The following is a 17,192-nucleotide window of genomic DNA, read 5'->3' on the forward strand; positions in this document are numbered from 1 at the left end:
GCAGTGTCTGCACCAATTATGGCTATCAAGCTGACTTCCTTTTGGATGATGACAAACCTTACTTCATTGGCTGGTTGCCGCCAGTGGCTACTGGGGCTGCTGCTGGCTAGCGGCTGGCTGGCTGGCCCGGCTCAGGCTCAGTCTGCCGACTCGCTGGCCACCGTTGGTCAGCAGCTGGCGCGCTACGGCCAGCAAATGCTGGTGGAAAAGCTGTATGTGCACCTCGACCGGCCTGTGTACACAGCCCGCGAAACGATGTGGCTCAAGCTCTACGCTTTGGATGGCACCTTTCACAAACCGCTTACCCTGAGCAAAGTAGCTTATGTAGAAATACTTAACCAGCTGCAACAGCCAGTAGTGCAGGCCAGTATCGCTTTGCACGACGCCAGTGGGCAGGGTGCGCTTGAGCTACCGGCCTCGCTGGCCACGGGAGTTTATACTGTGCGGGCCTACACCAACTGGATGAAGAATTTTGGCCCCGAGTTTTATTTCCAGGCTCCGGTTACCATTATCAATACATTCGCGGCTTCGGGAGCGGCCCCGGTTGCGGCTGCGCCCGCCTACGACCTCCAGTTTTTTCCCGAAGGCGGCAGCCTCGTACAAGGGCTCACGAGCAAGGTTGCCTTTCGGCTGACTAACCAGGCGGGCCAAGGCCTTGACGCTACCGGCCTGGTGCGCAACAGCCAGGGAGCAGTAGTGGCGACGTTCCGCTCACTTAAGTTTGGCCTGGGGAGTTTCTCTTTTACCCCTGCCGAAGCTGCGGTGGCTTACCTGGCCGAAGTCAGGCTGGCAAACGGCACCGTGGTTACAGGCCGGCTACCAGTAGCGGCGGCCCACGGCTACGTGCTACACCTCGAAGAAGCTGGCCCCGCCCAGCTACGCCTCACCGTAGCTACCCGCGAAGCCGGGCCAGCCGCTTCACGGCTGCTGTTGGTAGCCCACTCGGGGCAGCACGTAGCAGCAGCGCAAGCCGCTACCCCCGATGCAACCGGCAATACGCGCTTTTTGCTGAACAAGCAGGATTTGCTCGAAGGCATTTCCCACTTTACCGTTTTTAACAGCCGCCGTGAGCCAGTAGCCGAACGGCTTTACTTTCAACGACCCGAGCAGCCACTGGCCCTAGCGGCCAGCTCCGACAAAGTGCAGTATGGGCCACGCGAAAAAGTTAGCCTGAGCCTGGCGCTACCAGGCGCTACAGCCGCTAATATGTCGGTGGCCGTCTACCAGCTCGACTCACTGGCCGCCGGGACAAATCCGGCTGATATCAGCAGCTTTCTCAGCCTCACTTCCGACCTGAAAGGCAGGGTAGAGAACCCCGGCTACTACCTGCGCGACTCCAGCCGGGTGGGCCGGGAGGCTGCCGATAACCTCATGCTTACGCACGGCTGGAGCCGCTTTCGCTGGCGTGATGTACTGGCAGCCCATACGCCTGCCCTCTCGTATGTGCCGGAGATAAATGGCCCGCTGGTCCAGGGCCGGGTGCTTACAGCCGCCGGGGCACCGGCACCAGGTATTATGACGTATCTGGCCTGGCCGAGCCCCAATGCCCGCTTTTACACCTCCAAAAGCCGCCCCGATGGGTTAGTGCAGTTTGAGCTGAAGGATTTTTATGGTCACCACCAGGTAATTCTTCAAACCAACTACCGGCGCGATAGCACCTACCGGCTGGAGCTGCTGTCGCCCTACTCTGAGCGCTATGCGGCCACGCTACCGGGCGCCCTGGCACTTTCGCCGCGTCTGGAGCCGGCGCTTACGCAGCGGCACCTGCAAACCCAGCTGCAAAATGCTTACTTTGGCAAGCTCGCCCGCTACGAGCTACCGGCCCGCGATACGACCGATTTTTATGGGCCACCCAGCGAGCAGTATCGCCTCGACGATTACACCCGCTTTAAGGTGCTGGAAGAAGTGATGCGCGAGTACATCATGGGGGTACGGGTGCGCATGCATAAAGACGGCTTTCATTTTCTGGTAGCCGATAAGGCCCGCCAGATGATGTTTCATGAAGACCCGCTGGTACTGCTCGATGGCGTACCCCAGTTCAACCTCAACAAGCTAATGGCATTCGACCCGTTGCGGATTCGCAAGATTGCCGTCATGACCAAGCGCTACTTTTACGGCCCCGAAACGTACGAGGGCGTCGTAAGCTTTGCCACGTATAAGGGTGACCTAGCAGGCTTCGCGCTCGACCCACGCGCCTTGCTGGAAGAGTATGAAGGCATGCAGGGACACCGGGAATTTTTCGCGCCCCGCTACGAAACTCCGGCTCAGCAAAGCACCACGCTACCCGACCTGCGCAACCTGCTGTACTGGAACCCCGAGGTAAAGCTAACAGCCGGCGGCAGTCAGAAACTCACTTTTTATACTTCCGACCAGGCGGGGCGCTACCTGGTAGTGGCCCAGGGCCTGGGCAATGACGGGCAGGCGGGCAGTGCCAGCTTTACATTTGAGGTAAAGCCTGCCCTATAGCCGTTGCTACGCCGCCACTAACACCTCGGCATCGTTGTGGGCGGGCGAGTTTACGCGGCTTGTAATAACGTATTCGCGCATTAAGCTGGCATCATAAGGCACCAGCAACTGCTGGTGCTGCGATGGGCCCAGTCTATCGGAAAGCCAGGCCTGTTCGGCTTCGGGACCGGGCAGAATAACCGGCATCCGGTTGTGCAGCCTGGCCATCAGCTCGTTGGGCTCGGTTGTGACGATGGTAAACGTAGGGTGCAGCTCGCCGGTGCTTTTGTCGAGCCACTCGTCCCAGAGGCCGGCAAAAGCGAACGGCTGCTCATCTTTCAGCAAAATACGATGCGGAATTTTGCCGCGCTCCGTGGCCTGCCACTCGTAAAAACTGTCGGCCAGCACCAGGCAGCGCTTACGGGCCAGCAGCTGCCGGAAGCTGGGCTTCTCTATCAGGGTTTCGGCGCGGGCATTAATGGGCTTGGGGCCGCTGGCCGGGTCGCGGCTCCAGCCGGGCACCAGGCCCCAGCTCACGAGCTGAATCTGGCCGGGCGCGGCATTGGTGATGATGGGCAGCGCCTGCGAGGGCGCGGCGTTGAAATTGGGCGCCGGAGCTGGTGCTTCCTTCGCATTGAAGCGCTTGGCTAACGCCGGCGCTGGGGTGATAATGGTATAGCGGCCACACATAAAAAGTCAGGCTAAAAAAGTCGTGCTGCGCCTGCGAAACACCTTATCGCGGCCGCAGCTGCCAGGATGCTTCTCCTAACGTTTGCCGGGGGTGATAAGATGCTTCGCAGGCGCAGCACGACAGCTTATGCGCGCTTACTAAGCCTATTTACTTGTACAGCTGCTCGTAATACTCCCGGGCCATGCGCGTGCTCTCAAACTCCGGCTCCACATCTTTCATGGCGGCCTTCACCACTTTCAGGAATTGCTTGGGCTGGTCATAGTACATCGGCACCACCGTGTTTTCTAGCACGCTCAGGAGCGTGGCGGCCTCAATATCATCCTTCTGCGCATCGGGCAGGCTCACGTCGGTGTGCTCAATGAGGAAGCAGTTTTCACCATCTTTGGCAAACTCCGGAATCCAGCCATCGGCGATGCTCACGCTTACGCAGGCGTTCATGGCGGCCGTCATGCCGCTGGTGCCGCTGGCCTCGCGTGGGTAGCGCGGGGTGTTCAGCCAGAGGTCCGAACCCTTTTTCAGCTCGGCCGATAAGCCCAGCTCGTAGCCCGTGAGCACAGCACAGCGCTTCAGGTCCTTGGTCTTGCGGATGATGTCGTTGAATATATTAATTGCACCATAATCTTTCGGATACGGCTTGCCAGCCCAGATTACCTGTACCGGGCGCTCGTCGTTGGTCACCAGCTTTACAAAGCGCTCAAAATCACGCAGGATGAGGTCGGCCCGCTTGTAGGCCGCGAAGCGGCGGGCCCACACGATAGTCAGCACATTCGGGTCGAGCAGGGTGCCCGTCTGGTCGGCTACCGTGCAGAACAACGCCTTTTTCAAGTCCTTCTTGCGAGCCAGCAGGGCGTCGTCGTTTTTGGCCTTGTGGGCGGCTGCCAGCTGCGGGTCGCGCCAGTAAGTGCCATTCTGGGCATTGGTAATGGAGATGATGGGGCAGATGCCCGCGTAGTGGCCCCACATTTCGTTGGCTACCGTGCCGTGTACTTTGCTCACCGCGTTGGCTTTACGGGCAAAGCGCAGCGCAGTAAGGGTATAGTTGAGCGTGTCATTTTCGACCCGCGCCACCTGGCGCACTTCCTCGGCGGGCACGCCCGCAAAAAAGCTCATATCCTGGAGCAGCTTCATGGGGTGCTCCTCGTTGCCGGCCAGCTCGGGCGTGTGGGTCGTAAACACCAGCCGCTTTTGTACTTCGGCCAGGTCGCGGCCGTGCTTTTGGTAGAGATAAAACGCCAGCGGCAGGCCGTGGCCCTCGTTGAGGTGGTAGATGTCGGTTTGCCGGCCCAGCACATCAAGCAGCTTGCCGCCACCAATGCCCAGCAGCATGCTTTGCGCCACGCGCGCGGCGGTGTCCGGGTCATAGAGGTGGTGCGAGATAGTGCGCGAGAGGTAGTCGTTTTCCGGAATGTCAGTCGTCAGGAAAAACATCGGCGCGGTGCCAAACGTGTCGGGCGCCAGGTACAGCGCTTTCACGTGCACTTCGGCATCGTGAATGATGATGGGGAAAACCAGCCCCGTATCCTGCAGAAACGAATAATGCTTGTGCAGAAACTCGGCTTTCATGCTCTGGTCGGGGTTGCGCTCCTGGTCGTAGTAGCCATACGTCCACAGAATGCCAATGCCGATGAGGTTCTGCTTGAGCTCGTAGGCCGAGCGCATGTGCGAGCCCGCCAGAAAGCCCAACCCGCCGGAATAGATTTTCAGGCTCTGGTCGAGGGCAAACTCCATGGAGAAGTAAGCAGCCGCCGTCTTGTATTTAGCGGCCGGAGTGGGCGCTTTAAATTGAAAAGTCATCGAAAAAAAGTTGGTAGCGAGTTGTTACTAAGAGGGTTTAGTGCAGCAAATGAACGACCCACAACCCAAAGCTAGCGGGCGCGCGGCGCAAGTCGGTGTATTTTGCCTGTGGGTTCGGCCCGCCACTTCCGCAATGGTTTGCGGAGCCTGAACGTCGACCTTTCCGGGCTTCCCGCCACTTGACTGAGACTGATTTCATTCTGCTTTTTCCCACCTTACCCACTCATTATCTGGCTTATGCGCATTTTTCGCTTTCTCCTGGCTGCGGTAGCGGCCATACAGTTGCTGGGGGCCTTGCCGGCCTGGGCCACGGCCCCCGTTGCCGCGCCGGTTCGCATCGACCCCACTTATTGGTTTGTGGGCATGAAAAACCCGCAGCTGCAGCTGCTGGTAAACGCGCCCGGCATCGCGGCCAGCCAGGTGAGCCTCGCTACCTATCCCGGCGTTACGCTCAATGGCTCGCAGAAGCTCGAAAGCCCTAACTACCTCATTGTCAACCTTACCATTAGCCCCCAGGCACAGCCTGGCAAGCTTAAGCTTCAGTTTAAGGGCGCTAAAGGAATCAGCTACAGCTACGAGCTGCGGCCCCGCAACCAGGACCCGGCCCGCACGCAGGGCCTCACGCAGGCCGACTTCATCTACATGCTGATGCCCGACCGCTTTGCCAACGGCAACCCGAAGAACGACGTGGTAAAAGGCACCCGCGTAAATCACATTGCCCGCGACTCGATGTATGCCCGGCACGGCGGCGACCTCAAGGGTATTGAGGACCACTTTGCCTACATCAAGCAGCTGGGCGCCACGGCTATCTGGCCTACACCGGTTATCGAAAACGATATGCCCAAAGCCAGCTACCACGGCTACGCCGTCACGGATTGCTACAAAATCGACCCGCGCTACGGCACCAATGCCGAGTACGTGCAATTTGTGAAGAACGCCCACAGCCAGGGCCTGAAAGTGGTGCAGGATATCGTGCTCAACCACTGGGGCAGCTACCACCACTTGTTTCTGGACAAGCCCGCTGCCGACTGGTTTCACGCCTTTCCTAAATTCACACGCAGCAACTACAACGCCTTCGTGCTCAACGACCCGCACGGCTCGCAGCTCGACCGCAAGCTGGAAAACGATGGCTGGTTTGACACCACCATGCCCGATGTGAACCAAAGCAACCCGCTGGTAGCTACCTACCTGATTCAGAACTTTCTGTGGTGGGTCGAAAGCACCGGCCTCGATGGCTACCGCATTGATACCTACCCGTATTCGGAGCCGCAGTTCCTGATGGCTTGGGGCAAGGCGATGGCCGACGAATATCCTAAATTATCTATGTTTGGCGAAGCCTGGGAAGGCACGGAGGCCGAGCAGGCCTTCTTTGCCCAAAATATTCTGCCGCCCGTGAATGGGTTTAAGTCGAACCTGCCCGGCGTACTCGACTTCCAGATTTGCTTTGCCGTGGGCGATGCGCTCAAAGGCGACAACGGCGACCTGAGCAAGCTCTACCACGCCATTCAGGGCGACTGGCTCTACACCGATGCTACCCGCAACGTGCCTTTCCTGGACAACCACGACATGAGCCGCTTCTACTCGGTTATCGGCGAAGATTTCAACAAGTATAAGATGGGTATTGCCTGGCTGCTGACCCTGCGCGGCGTGCCACAGCTCTACTACGGCACTGAAGTGCTGATGAAGAATTTTTCGAATCCTGACGGCAAGGTGCGGGAAGATTTTGCCGGCGGCTGGGCCGGCGACAAAACCAACTATTTCGTAGCGCGGCCGGGCCAGGCCGGGGAGGCATTTGACTACGTGAGCAAGCTGGCCAACTATCGCAAGGCCCACCCGGTGCTGAGCAGCGGCAAGCTTATGCAGTTTATTCCGCAGGATGGCGTGTACACCTACTTCCGCTACAACGAAGGTGGTGAGTGCGTGATGATTATCGCCAACAATACGAAAGAGGAAAAGAAGGTAGATGGCACGCGCTACGCCGAGCGCACCGACGGCTTTTCGTCGGGCGTAGAAGTAGTGAGCGGAGCGGCTATCACCGATTTAAAGACCCTGCACCTCCCGGCCCACACGGCCTGGGTGGTAGAGCTGCGGAAGTAGCACGCGCTGAAAGTGAAGCTGCTCAGGAAGTTTGCATGAGCTTACAAGCTCGCCGCGTGACTTCCTGAGCGGCTTCAACGCAGGCGTACGGGTTAAACCCTGCCCTCTGAGCCCTAACTTACGGCCGCCTATGAAGAATCTGACGCTGGCGGCCAGTTTGCTGGCATTATCCGCCTTTACCCCGCCCTCTTTACCCGTGGCTGATACCTCTGCTCCTGTTCTGGCCAACGACCCGAATACGACTTCCGAAGTGCCCCAGGATAACAAGCTCGTTATCTACCAGCTCTTGCCGCGCCTGTTTGGCAACAAAGTGGCGCTGAATAAGCCCTACGGCACTATTCTGGAAAATGGCTGCGGCAAGTTTAACGACATCAACGACCTGGCGCTGACCAAGATAAAGGAGCTGGGCGTATCGCATATGTGGTACACCGGCGTGCTGGAGCACGCCACCATGACGAGCTACCCCGCAGCCGGCCTCCCCGCCGACGATGCCGACGTGGTGAAAGGCCGCGCCGGCTCGCCCTACGCCGTGAAGGACTATTACGACGTAGACCCCGACCTGGCCGTGAATCCTAAAAACCGGCTGGAAGAGTTTGAGGCGCTGGTAAAGCGTACCCATGCCCACGGGCTTAAGGTTATTATCGACTTTATTCCTAATCACGTAGCCCGCTCCTACCATTCTGATGCGAAGCCTGCGGGCGTGGTTGACCTCGGCGCGCAGGATGATAAGACCAAGTCCTTCGCTCCCAACAATAATTTCTATTACCTGCCCGGCCAGCATTTTGTGGTGCCGGCCGGCTACAATCCGCTCGGCGCGCTCAAAGGGCCGGGCGAGGATGGCAAATACAACGAGTTTCCGGCCAAGGCAACCGGCAACGACGTGTTTTCGGCCGCCCCCAAGCTCGACGACTGGTTCGAAACGGTGAAGCTCAACTACGGCGTCGATTACCAGAATGGCCGGGCCACGCACTTCGACCCGGTGCCCGACACCTGGAAGAAGATGCGTGACATTCTCGTGTATTGGGCTCAGAAAGACGTAGATGGCTTTCGGTGCGACGTAGCCGAGATGGTGCCCGTCGAGTTCTGGGCCTATGTTATTCCGGAAGTTAAGAAGGTAAAGCCGGGCATCATCTTTATCGGCGAAGCCTATAATCCGAAAGAATACAACACGTACCTGACCAAAGGCCACTTCGACTTTTTGTATGATAAAGTGGGCCTCTACGATGGCCTGCGCCGCCTGATGCGCCAGGAAGGCACCACCGACGACATTACCCACGTCTGGAAAGAGGAAAGCAACGGCTTTAGCTCGCACATGCTACGCTTTCTGGAAAACCACGACGAGCAGCGCATTGCTTCCAAGGAGTTTGCGACCAACCCGCGCCGGGCTATTCCGGCCATGACGGTGGCGGCCACGCTGGCCAGCGGCCCCGTCATGCTTTACATGGGCCAGGAAGTAGGCGAGCCGGCCGCCGGCGCGGCGGGCTTTAACACGGGCGATGGCCGCACCACCATCTTCGACTACTGGAGCGTGCCCGAGCACCAGAAGTGGATGAACCACGGCAAATTTGACGGCGGCAAGCTCAGCCCCGAGCAAAAGCAGCTGCGCGATTTCTACGCCCGTCTGCTTTCGCTGGCAGGCAGCAGCGAAGCCATCCGCAAAGGCCGGTTTTATGAATTGCAGGATGCCAACAACCTCGGCAAGGAGTACGACCAGCGCAAGCTCTATACCTTTTTGCGCTACAGCAAAGGCCAGCAGGTGCTGGTTGTCGTCAATTTCAGCGACACCAAAACCTACCACCCTACCGTGCTTATTCCGGATAATGTGCTGCAAACCATCGGCCTCGACCCGCAGCGCATTTATGCTTACCACGACTTATTGAACGGTGGCGAAGCCCGCAACAGCCTCAACCTGACCCTGGAACCCCTCAGCGCCACGGTGCTGGAAATAAAGCCGCGCTAACCGCTGACCCCGTGCGCTTTTACCAGCCGTGGTAACGTAACTTTCCTTACTCGTTTTCCCACCCTTTCGCCCCTTCTGCTTTCATGGCTGCATCTACCGTGGTCGCCTCGCCCGCCTCGCTGCGCGTAAAGCCCCGCCTCAGCTTCTGGCAAATCTGGAACATGAGCTTCGGCTTTCTGGGTATTCAGTTTGGCTTTGCCCTGCAGAACGCCAATGTAAGCCGCATCTTCGAAACGATGGGGGCCAAAACCGACGAGATAGCCTTTCTGTGGCTGGCTGCGCCCGCGACGGGCCTGCTGGTGCAGCCCATCATCGGCTACCTCTCCGACCGCACCTGGAGCCCACGCTGGGGCCGGCGTCGGCCTTATTTTCTGGTGGGGGCCATCCTGGCTTCGCTTTCCCTACTGATAATGCCCAACGTGACGGCCCTGTGGATGGCCGCCGGTATGCTCTGGATAATGGATTCGAGCATCAACATCAGCATGGAGCCTTTCCGGGCGCTGGTCGGCGACCTGCTGCCCTCCTCGCAGCGCACCACGGGCTTCGGGGCCCAAACCTTTTTTATTGGCATAGGGGCCGTGGTAGCGTCGTCGCTGCCCTGGATGCTTACCAACTGGTTTCACATTTCCAATACGGCCACGGCGGGCCACATTCCGGCCTCCGTGCGCTACTCCTTTACGGCGGGAGGCATCGTTTTCTTCCTGGCTGTTCTCTGGACGGTGTTGCGCACCCGTGAGTATCCGCCCGAAAACCTGGCCGAGTTTGAAGCCGAAAAAGCTCGTACTGCCGGTCTCGCGCACGGCTTCCGCGAGTCGTTCGCCGGCATTTTCGAGATGCCTCGTACCATGCGCCAATTGGCCGTGGTGCAGTTCTTTTCGTGGTTTGCGCTGTTTGCCATGTGGATTTACACTACGCAGGCCGTTACCAGCCACATTTTTCACACCACCAACCCCACCTCTGCCGACTATAACAAGGGCGGCGACTGGGTGGGCGTTTGCTTCTCGGTGTACAATGGCTTATCGGCCGTGATGGCCCTGCTGCTGCCGCTGGTGGCGCGGGCTACGAGCCGCCGCTTCACCCACATGCTGGCCCTGGTACTAGGCGGCCTGGGGCTGATTTCTATTTACTTTATTCACGACTACCACTATATTCTCGTCTCGATGGTGGGCGTGGGCATTGCCTGGGCGAGTATCCTGTCCGTGCCCTATGCCATGCTGGCCGGGGCCCTGCCTTCGAGCAAAATGGGGTATTATATGGGCGTCTTCAACTTTTTTGTGGTGCTGCCCCAGGGCGCGGCGGGTCTTATCCTGGGCCCGCTCACGAAATACGTGTTTCATGACCAACCCATCTATACGCTCATCATCGGCGGCATATCGATGATACTGGCCGGCCTGCTCACCCTGCGCGTGCACGATGCCGACGATATCCGTCTGCCCAACAACATGACCCCAGCCGAAAATATGGCCTACGACGTGCTGGCCAGCGCCAACCCGGAGGTTTAAACCTGAATTAACTATATCTCAAAAGGGCTGACTTTCACAGGTCAGCCCTTTTTTGTATGCTTTCCAACGCTCACCTTTTATTCGTCGTGGCCCGGCACAGTTACCTGCGGAGCCGCAGCCGCCTGCTTCGCCTCCTGCGCAACTTGCAGCTGCTCGGCTACCGAGGGCTGCTGCTCTATCTCAGTCAGGTCGGGTTGGCCGGCATCGACCCAGCAGGTGTACCAGAAGGCTCCGATGAGGCGTGCCGCGTAGCGCAGCTGCCGCTCTACCTGGCCATTGAGCCGACGATGATAGGCCCGGCTAAACTCGCGCGAGTACGTGCGGATAGTCTGACTACCACGCTGCTCATAGCCAAATTTTCGGTCCTCCGGCAATTCCCGCGACACCGCCCGCTCCATGCTGAATACGGAGTCGATGGCCGCGTGGGCGCGCGCTACGGCCGCCCACGCGGCTTCGGTGGGCTGCTCCAGGTACGGTGCCGGGCCAGTGAGCAGGTTGTACTCGGCGGCCTGCAGCTCAGGCAGGCGCGACTCCCAGAGCGCATGAATGCCGCGCTGGCTGGTAAGCTGGCCGTTGTAGTTGCGGGTAGTGTGCAGCGGCACGCAGGCATCGGCCACGTAGTGCCCCATATCGGCGGCCAGCCGCAGAATCTTATCCGTGTCCTGGTCGCGGAAGGCGGCTGTGAGCTGACTTTTCATCATGGCCACCTGCCAGGGCACAATGCCGTGGCGCAGCAGTGAGTCTTCGCCACCGGCCTGGGCCACGGCATCGGCGTAGGCGCGGGGCAGGCCGTGGCGCGTGAGGGCGCTATCGCCGTAAGCATCAATATCCAGAAAGTGGCGCGGCGCCTCCGTTGGCACTACGGTACGACGCGAGTCGGGCCGCGTGGCGTTCACGGTAAGGTAGTCGATATTGGCCTTGAAGAAGGGCAGCATCTCGGGCGGCAGGGTGTACACGGCCAGCCGGTTGAGCAGCCGATGACCAAAGAAGCCCCAGGCCTGGGCCGGTGGGGGCAGCAGTGCCAGCAGCCACACGGCTACCCACTGCCAGCGCGGTGCGTACTTATTCAGCTTATTCATGTCTTATAGGCTGCCTATTAGTAGTTTATAACTCGTTGCTTGCCGCTCCTTACAGGCAATAAGCTGTTTAGCAGCACACAGCAAAAACTGAATGCCGAACAAAGCAATAGTTCTATAAACAAAGCAGCAAGTAACAAAAAAGCCGGCATATCAGCTGATATGCCGGCTTCTGTTACCTGATAGGCCGCCCTACCGCCGCCCGGTAGTCGCAAACTTCATGCGGTAGTCGTGCTTTACGTCGCCCTTGCTGATGCGCGCCAGCCGGCCCTTGAGCAGCTGTTTCTTAAAAGCCGAAAGCTTGTCGGTAAACAGCACGCCCTCCAGGTGGTCGTATTCGTGCTGAATAATCCGGGCCGCCATGCCGCTAAAGGCTTCTTCGTGAGGCTGGCGGTTTTCGTCCTCGTAGCGCAGCACAATATTAGGGTTTCTGTATACTAGCTCGCGCACGCCCGGAATACTCAGGCAGCCCTCCTCAAAGCCCCACTCTTCGCCGGTTTCGCTCACCATGCGGGGGTTGATAAAAGCCCGCTTGATGGGCGCTTCGTGGATTTCATCGGCAGTAGCTACCTCTACCGGCTCGTCTTCATCGTCTTCATCCACTTCCAGCATGGGGCCCGAGTCCATCACAAACAGCCGCACGCTGCGGCCAATCTGGGGAGCGGCCAGACCCACGCCGTGGGCCGAGTACATCGTTTCGAACATATCCTGTACCAGCTGGCTCAGCTCAGCGGCAGGCAGTTCGGCCGGAATAGCTTTGGCAAGCGTTTTTAATACAGGGTCACCAATGGCAACAATCGGGAGAATCATTAGCGAAGGGGGGATTCTAGAAATGACTGAAGAATAAGCGCGGCGCTCACTTTATCGACCGTGGCTTTGTCTTGGCGGGCTTTGCGGCCCAGGCCGCCAGCCAGCATGGCTTGCCTGGCCAGGCGCGAAGTAAAGCGCTCGTCGATTTCGTGCACGGGCACAGCGGGCAGCTCGCGGCGCAGGCGGCGCAAAAGGCCCACCACCGCACTGGTGGAGTCGGTGGGCTCGTTGAGCAGCGTACGCGGCATTCCTACCACTACGGCCGCCAGCGGCTCCCGCTGGTGGTAGTCGAGCACAAATTTTACCAGGTCCTGGCTATGTATGGTATCCAGCGGGGAAGCAATGAGTTGAAGCGGGTCGGTAATAGCCAGGCCCACTCGCTTATTGCCATAATCTATGGCCAGGATACGACCAGGAAGGGAAGATGACATAAGCAGGCGCCTTAAATCACAAAGATACGGCATCTGCCCAGGGCCGGGCCAGCTTGGTAGCTGCCGCCACCGCTTACCTGCTAAGCCTGCCCGACTATTTCCTAAGGTCATGAAATTGGCTTTTAACCAGAAAATGTGTGGGCTTATCCTGAATATGCGCCTATTGGCCGTGGTTATGAAATAGTTGTGCTAAGCGAGCGGTAAATTTGAATTAGTAGTTGGCTTTTGTTCGGGCTGACTTAAAATTCTACGCTCTGCGGATTCGCTTATGCCTGCCCCGCTACCATCGCCCGGCGATGTTTCTTCTGCTGCCCCGGCACCGGCTCGCCGAGGCCGGGCTCGGCATTATGTATTGCTGTTGCCAGTGCTTACGCTGGGCCTGGGTATCATTCTGGGTACCAATCCGTTTCGTCCTCATACCGAAAACCCCGATGCCACCGCGCGCGGCTACCTGCGCTACAAGGAGATTCTGAGCTACATCGACCGCGATTATGTCGATTCGGTCGATGCCGACGGGCTGACCAACTACGCCGTAGCGCAACTGCTGGGCAGGCTCGACCCGCACTCGGTGTATATCCCGGCCAAAGACCGCGAGCAGGTCGACGCTTTTCTGCAAAGCAGCTTCGACGGGGCCGGAGTCGATTTTAACTTTTTCCGGGATACGGCCACCGTTGTCTCTACCCTGCCCGGCGGCCCGGCCGAGGCGGCCGGGCTGCTTCCCGGCGACCAGCTTTTGCGCGTAGGCGCTGCCCCGGTGGCCGGCGCCCACCTGAGCACCAATCAGCTGATGCAGCTCTTGCGTGGCCCCCGGGGCAGCAGCCTCAACCTACTGGTGGCCCGGCCACACCAAGCGCAGCCGCAGAGCTTTCACTTCAACCGGGGGCGCGTGCCGAATGTGTCGGTTGAGCCAGGTATGCTGCTGGAAGATGGCAAAACAGGCTATATTAAAGTTAACCGATTTGCCACCAATACGTACGAAGAGTTTAAAGCCCAGCTTGCCGACTTGCAGCACCAGGGCCTGAAACGCCTGATACTGGATTTGCGCGGCAACCCCGGCGGCTACCTCGACCGTGCCACCCGCCTGGCCGACGAGTTTATTGCCGGCTCGCGCAAGATTGTGTATACGGCCGGTAAGGATGAGCAGTTTGCTACCCAAACCTACGCCCACGTAGCCGGCGACTGGGAGCAGAACCCCCTGGTGGTGCTGGTAGACGAAAACAGTGCTTCGGCGGCCGAAGTGCTGGCCGGGGCATTGCAAGACCATGACCGCGCTTTGCTGGTGGGTCGCCGCACTTTCGGCAAGGGCCTGGTGCAGCAGCCCATTCCGCTGCAGGATGGCGGCGAGCTGCGCCTGACGGTGGCCCGCTACTATACGCCCGTAGGCCGCTGCATTCAGAAGCCCTACGGCCCCGACCGGGCCACCTACAACCGCGAGCTGACCGAGCGCCAGCAGCGCGGCGAGCTGAGCTCGGCCGATAGCGTACACTTTGCTACCGAGCAGCGCTTCCGTACCGACCACGGCCGGGTTGTGTACGGGGGCGGAGGCATCATGCCCGATATATTCGTGGCCCGCGATACGTTGCTGCACTCAGCTTACTACACCCGCCTCCAAAGCCTGGGCGTGCTGCGGGCGTATGCGCTCTCTTTTTACCAGCAGCATAAGGCTGAGCTGGCCGGCTTGCGCTTTGCCCAGTACCAGGCAGTGTTTCGCATCACCGATACCGAGCTGGATGCCCTTACGCGGCAGGCAGCCCTGGCGGGTATGCGGCCCGACCCAGGCGCTATGCGGCGCTGCGCTCCCGCTCTGCGTAACTGCCTCAAGGCCAGCATTGCGCGCAGTGCCTATGGCGTCGAAGCCGCCCGCACCATCCTGCTCGACAATGACCTGGAGCTGCAGCAGGCCCTGCACGTAGTGCAGGATAGCACGGCAATGCTGGCGTTGCAGGGCAAGTAACGGCAGCTAGGCGTTATTTTGCTACAGCTATCCGGTTGTAGTAATCCAGCATTTTGGCTACCTCGGTGGGCTGGTCGTAGCGCAGGTGCCGACTGGTGGCAAACGAGCGCACTTCATCGGCACGGCTGCTACAGAGGTGAAGCACGGCCGGCTGCGTAAGCTCGAGCGGGCGCAGCACCTCGGTCACGGGCGTGCCGATGCCGGCCACCAGCACCTGGCTCAGGCTCCCTTCGGCTACCGTTGGCAGCCAGGCCAGCAGCAGCGGCCCCGAGTCGATAGAGGTGAGTACTTCTACCGCTTCGCGGCGGGTACCGAGCTTGCCTTCCTGCACCAGGCGGGCGCGGTAGCGGCGCACGGCCGGCACCGAGGCACCCTGCCCCGCCGAAAGAGGCGCTTCGTCTTCGGCTCCCAGGTCGAAGCCCCGCACGGCGGCCAGCGGCCAGTAGTGCGTGCTATCGGCCTGCATCGAATCCTGCACCTGCACTACGCGCTGGCCTACGTGGTAGCGCAGGCCGGGCAGCAGCACGCGCCGGCCGTCGAGCAGGCGCAGGTAGCCGACTTTGTACGCACCCTTGTTCAGGTATTCGCTTTCGTGCAGGCTGGTTTCGGCGCGCAGGTGATGGGCGGCTGCCGGGGTATTGGCCTCGCGGTAGAGGGCACGGCCGGGGTCAGCGGCGCGGCCGGCCTGTGCCCGGGCCGCCAGCGACAGGCCGATAACCAGTAAAGTAAGTAGGGGTGTTTTCATCGGGCGCACAAGGGGTTGGGAATAGAGCCACCAAATATAAGCGCGCCTATTCGCCATTGCTGCTAGCGATTACGCCCATATTGCTCGTGGCTGCTGACCCAGTCGCTACTCGATATGGCCGCTCCCAGGCTCAGCTCGCCGGCCAGCACTACCCCCGCCACTATCTCGGCAAACTTGTAGACCGTGCCCCGGCCCACGCAGCCCAGCATGCGCAGGCATTCGTTTTGGGTAGCCAGGCCGGTGCCGCCCCCGTGAGTGGCTACAATGAGCGACGGAATAGTGATGTTGATGTATAAATCGCCTTCCTTCGTCACTTCCGAGTATAATACCCCGGCCGACGACTCGCTCACGTTCGCTACATCCTGGCCCGTGGCGATAAACAGCGCCGTGATGCCATTGGCTGAGTGCGCCCCGTTGTTGTTGGCCCCCGATAAGAACGCGCCTACGTTGCTTACCTGGCCGTGGTAGGCCAGCTGCTCGGGCGTCACGCGCATGCGCTGCTGCAACACCTCGCGCTTGATAACTGCCTCGGCTACCACGCGCTTGCCCCGCGTGCGCATAATGTTTATCTGACTGGCTTTCTTGTCGGTAGCAAAGTTAGATTCGAGGTAAAAATTTCGAATCGGCGCGCCCTTATACTGTTCCAGAATCCAGGAGCAGGCCGCAAACGTGGCCCGGCCCACCATGTTCTGCCCGGCCGCGTCGCCGGTCGAGAAGTTGAAGCGCAGGTACGCAAACTTATTACTTAAATAAGTATCAATATACTGTAATTTTGCAACACTGGATGTACTTTCGGCCTGGGGCCGAATCTGCTCCAGGCTTTCGGCCACCCAGCGGCCGAAGTCACGGGCCCCGCGCGCATCATCGAACACAAATACCGGAGCCCGCTGCATAGCATCGCCGATAACGGTGCATTTGACGCCGCCGCACAGATTAAGCACCTGCATGCCCCGGTTGTAGCTGGCCACTAACGTGCCTTCGGTGGTTGCCATCGGGATAAGAAACTCGCCCTGAGCATGCTCGCCATTGATGTGGAGCGGACCAGCCAGGCCAATTGGCACCTGCGCTACTCCGACAAAGTGCTCGCAATTACCCTTGAGCTGCTGCGGGTCGAAAGAATAGTTTTTTAAGTGGTGAAACTCCTGCTGCGTAAACTGCTCGGCAAATTGCTGCCGGGCCGTAATGGCCGTTTCGGCGTAGTCGTCGTCTTCCGAGCGCGGAATGCGGACCCGGCCATCGTGGCTCACAATGGCATCTTCGACCTCCACACTCAGCTCGCCAAAGACATCGGTACTGAATTGTGCCCGGAGCTGGTGCATACCCTCGGGCAGGGCGGGCATGTCGAGCACAAACGTGATAGTGCGTCCCACCGGCAGCTCAATTGCCTGCTTGTCAGCGTCAAGCGCGGTACCGGCCCGCAGGTCTCCGTTGCCCAGGTCGAGTTGAATACGGGTATCCAGCACTACCACCTCCCCTATTTTCACCTGCTTCAGCCCCGTCAGCCGCACCGTATCGAGGCGATTTTTGATACTGAATGCCACCCCCCGGCCCTCGGGCAGGTTGTGCAGGCTGCCCCGGTTGTAAAGCAGTTTCAGAAGCATGGGGCTGGGCGTGAAAACCATGAGCAGGGTAAGGAAATAAGGCGGAAAGAGAACGGGAAAGCGCCGGCGCCGGAAAACCCAGTCGA

Annotated in this window: 12 protein-coding genes; 5 read left to right on the top strand and 7 right to left on the bottom strand. The window is 59.5% G+C overall.

All coding sequences use genetic code 11. The features are described 5' to 3' along the window. The first annotated feature begins 48 nt into the window (after positions 1–48). Positions 49–2,466 carry a hypothetical protein gene (locus F6X24_RS18830; RefSeq protein WP_191906419.1) on the top strand — a complete coding sequence of 806 codons (2,418 nt, stop codon included), beginning with the start codon at positions 49–51 and terminating at the stop codon, positions 2,464–2,466. 6 nt (positions 2,467–2,472) lie between these two features. On the opposite strand, the gene F6X24_RS02000 is transcribed toward F6X24_RS18830, so the two are convergent. Both F6X24_RS02000 and glgP read right to left on the bottom strand, forming a co-directional pair. Further along, on the bottom strand, positions 2,473–3,135 hold the full coding sequence (locus F6X24_RS02000; protein WP_151086148.1) for an SOS response-associated peptidase: 663 nt from the start codon (positions 3,133–3,135) through the stop codon (positions 2,473–2,475). Positions 3,136–3,283: 148 nt separating this feature from the next. Further along, on the bottom strand, positions 3,284–4,930 hold the full coding sequence (gene glgP, locus F6X24_RS02005) for an alpha-glucan family phosphorylase (RefSeq protein ID WP_151086150.1): 1,647 nt from the start codon (positions 4,928–4,930) through the stop codon (positions 3,284–3,286). A 237-nt stretch (positions 4,931–5,167) separates the two neighbouring features. Here glgP and F6X24_RS02010 point away from each other — a divergent pair, with 237 nt between their 5' ends. The 3 genes from F6X24_RS02010 to F6X24_RS02020 all read left to right on the top strand — a co-directional run bounded on the left by F6X24_RS02010 (position 5,168) and on the right by F6X24_RS02020 (position 10,489). Further along, positions 5,168–7,027, top strand: a complete 1,860-nt coding sequence (locus tag F6X24_RS02010) for an alpha-amylase family glycosyl hydrolase (RefSeq protein WP_151086151.1) — start codon at positions 5,168–5,170, stop codon at positions 7,025–7,027. A 130-nt stretch (positions 7,028–7,157) separates the two neighbouring features. After that, positions 7,158–8,987, top strand: coding sequence for an alpha-amylase family glycosyl hydrolase (locus F6X24_RS02015; protein ID WP_151086153.1), 1,830 nt, complete (start codon positions 7,158–7,160; stop codon positions 8,985–8,987). Positions 8,988–9,070: 83 nt separating this feature from the next. Then, positions 9,071–10,489, top strand: a complete 1,419-nt coding sequence (locus tag F6X24_RS02020; protein WP_217278605.1) for an MFS transporter — start codon at positions 9,071–9,073, stop codon at positions 10,487–10,489. 77 nt (positions 10,490–10,566) lie between these two features. Here the strand turns inward: F6X24_RS02020 and F6X24_RS02025 are convergent, their stop codons facing one another. The 3 genes from F6X24_RS02025 to ruvX all read right to left on the bottom strand — a co-directional run bounded on the left by F6X24_RS02025 (position 10,567) and on the right by ruvX (position 12,806). Next, the gene (locus F6X24_RS02025; RefSeq protein ID WP_151086155.1) at positions 10,567–11,568 is read right to left on the bottom strand and encodes a zinc dependent phospholipase C family protein; all 1,002 of its coding nucleotides are present in this window, start codon (positions 11,566–11,568) and stop codon (positions 10,567–10,569) included. A 189-nt stretch (positions 11,569–11,757) separates the two neighbouring features. After that, positions 11,758–12,375 (bottom strand): peptide deformylase, encoded by a 618-nt coding sequence (gene def / locus F6X24_RS02030; protein ID WP_151086156.1) that lies wholly within the window; start codon positions 12,373–12,375, stop codon positions 11,758–11,760. After that, entirely contained in the window at positions 12,375–12,806 is a 432-nt protein-coding gene (gene ruvX, locus F6X24_RS02035; RefSeq protein WP_151086158.1) for a Holliday junction resolvase RuvX, read from the bottom strand. The genes def and ruvX overlap by 1 nt, the downstream gene beginning before the upstream one ends. Before the next feature lie 268 nt (positions 12,807–13,074). On the opposite strand from ruvX, the gene F6X24_RS02040 reads away from it, so the two are divergent. Then, on the top strand, positions 13,075–14,760 hold the full coding sequence (locus F6X24_RS02040; RefSeq protein WP_151086160.1) for a S41 family peptidase: 1,686 nt from the start codon (positions 13,075–13,077) through the stop codon (positions 14,758–14,760). Between the two features lie 13 nt (positions 14,761–14,773). On the opposite strand, the gene F6X24_RS02045 is transcribed toward F6X24_RS02040, so the two are convergent. Further along, the gene (locus F6X24_RS02045; protein WP_151086162.1) at positions 14,774–15,505 is read right to left on the bottom strand and encodes a hypothetical protein; all 732 of its coding nucleotides are present in this window, start codon (positions 15,503–15,505) and stop codon (positions 14,774–14,776) included. Between the two features lie 62 nt (positions 15,506–15,567). Beyond that, a complete protein-coding gene (locus F6X24_RS02050) occupies positions 15,568–17,106 on the bottom strand; it encodes a hydroxymethylglutaryl-CoA reductase (RefSeq protein ID WP_229725286.1) in 1,539 nt (512 codons plus the stop codon). Positions 17,107–17,192 lie beyond the last annotated feature (86 nt).

It is taken from the genome of Hymenobacter baengnokdamensis (assembly GCF_008728635.1).
Taxonomy (GTDB): domain Bacteria; phylum Bacteroidota; class Bacteroidia; order Cytophagales; family Hymenobacteraceae; genus Hymenobacter; species Hymenobacter baengnokdamensis.

Excerpts from the sequence above, each read along its gene's own strand:
- F6X24_RS18830 (WP_191906419.1), top strand. The coding sequence starts at position 49 with ATGACAAACCTTACTTCATTGGCTGGTTGCCGCCAGTGGCTACTGGGG.
- F6X24_RS02000 (WP_151086148.1), bottom strand. The coding sequence starts at position 3,135 with ATGTGTGGCCGCTATACCATTATCACCCCAGCGCCGGCGTTAGCCAAG.
- glgP (WP_151086150.1), bottom strand. The coding sequence starts at position 4,930 with ATGACTTTTCAATTTAAAGCGCCCACTCCGGCCGCTAAATACAAGACG.
- F6X24_RS02010 (WP_151086151.1), top strand. The coding sequence starts at position 5,168 with ATGCGCATTTTTCGCTTTCTCCTGGCTGCGGTAGCGGCCATACAGTTG.
- F6X24_RS02015 (WP_151086153.1), top strand. The coding sequence starts at position 7,158 with ATGAAGAATCTGACGCTGGCGGCCAGTTTGCTGGCATTATCCGCCTTT.
- F6X24_RS02020 (WP_217278605.1), top strand. The coding sequence starts at position 9,071 with ATGGCTGCATCTACCGTGGTCGCCTCGCCCGCCTCGCTGCGCGTAAAG.
- F6X24_RS02025 (WP_151086155.1), bottom strand. The coding sequence starts at position 11,568 with ATGAATAAGCTGAATAAGTACGCACCGCGCTGGCAGTGGGTAGCCGTG.
- def (WP_151086156.1), bottom strand. The coding sequence starts at position 12,375 with ATGATTCTCCCGATTGTTGCCATTGGTGACCCTGTATTAAAAACGCTT.
- ruvX (WP_151086158.1), bottom strand. The coding sequence starts at position 12,806 with ATGTCATCTTCCCTTCCTGGTCGTATCCTGGCCATAGATTATGGCAAT.
- F6X24_RS02040 (WP_151086160.1), top strand. The coding sequence starts at position 13,075 with ATGCCTGCCCCGCTACCATCGCCCGGCGATGTTTCTTCTGCTGCCCCG.
- F6X24_RS02045 (WP_151086162.1), bottom strand. The coding sequence starts at position 15,505 with ATGAAAACACCCCTACTTACTTTACTGGTTATCGGCCTGTCGCTGGCG.
- F6X24_RS02050 (WP_229725286.1), bottom strand. The coding sequence starts at position 17,106 with ATGCTTCTGAAACTGCTTTACAACCGGGGCAGCCTGCACAACCTGCCC.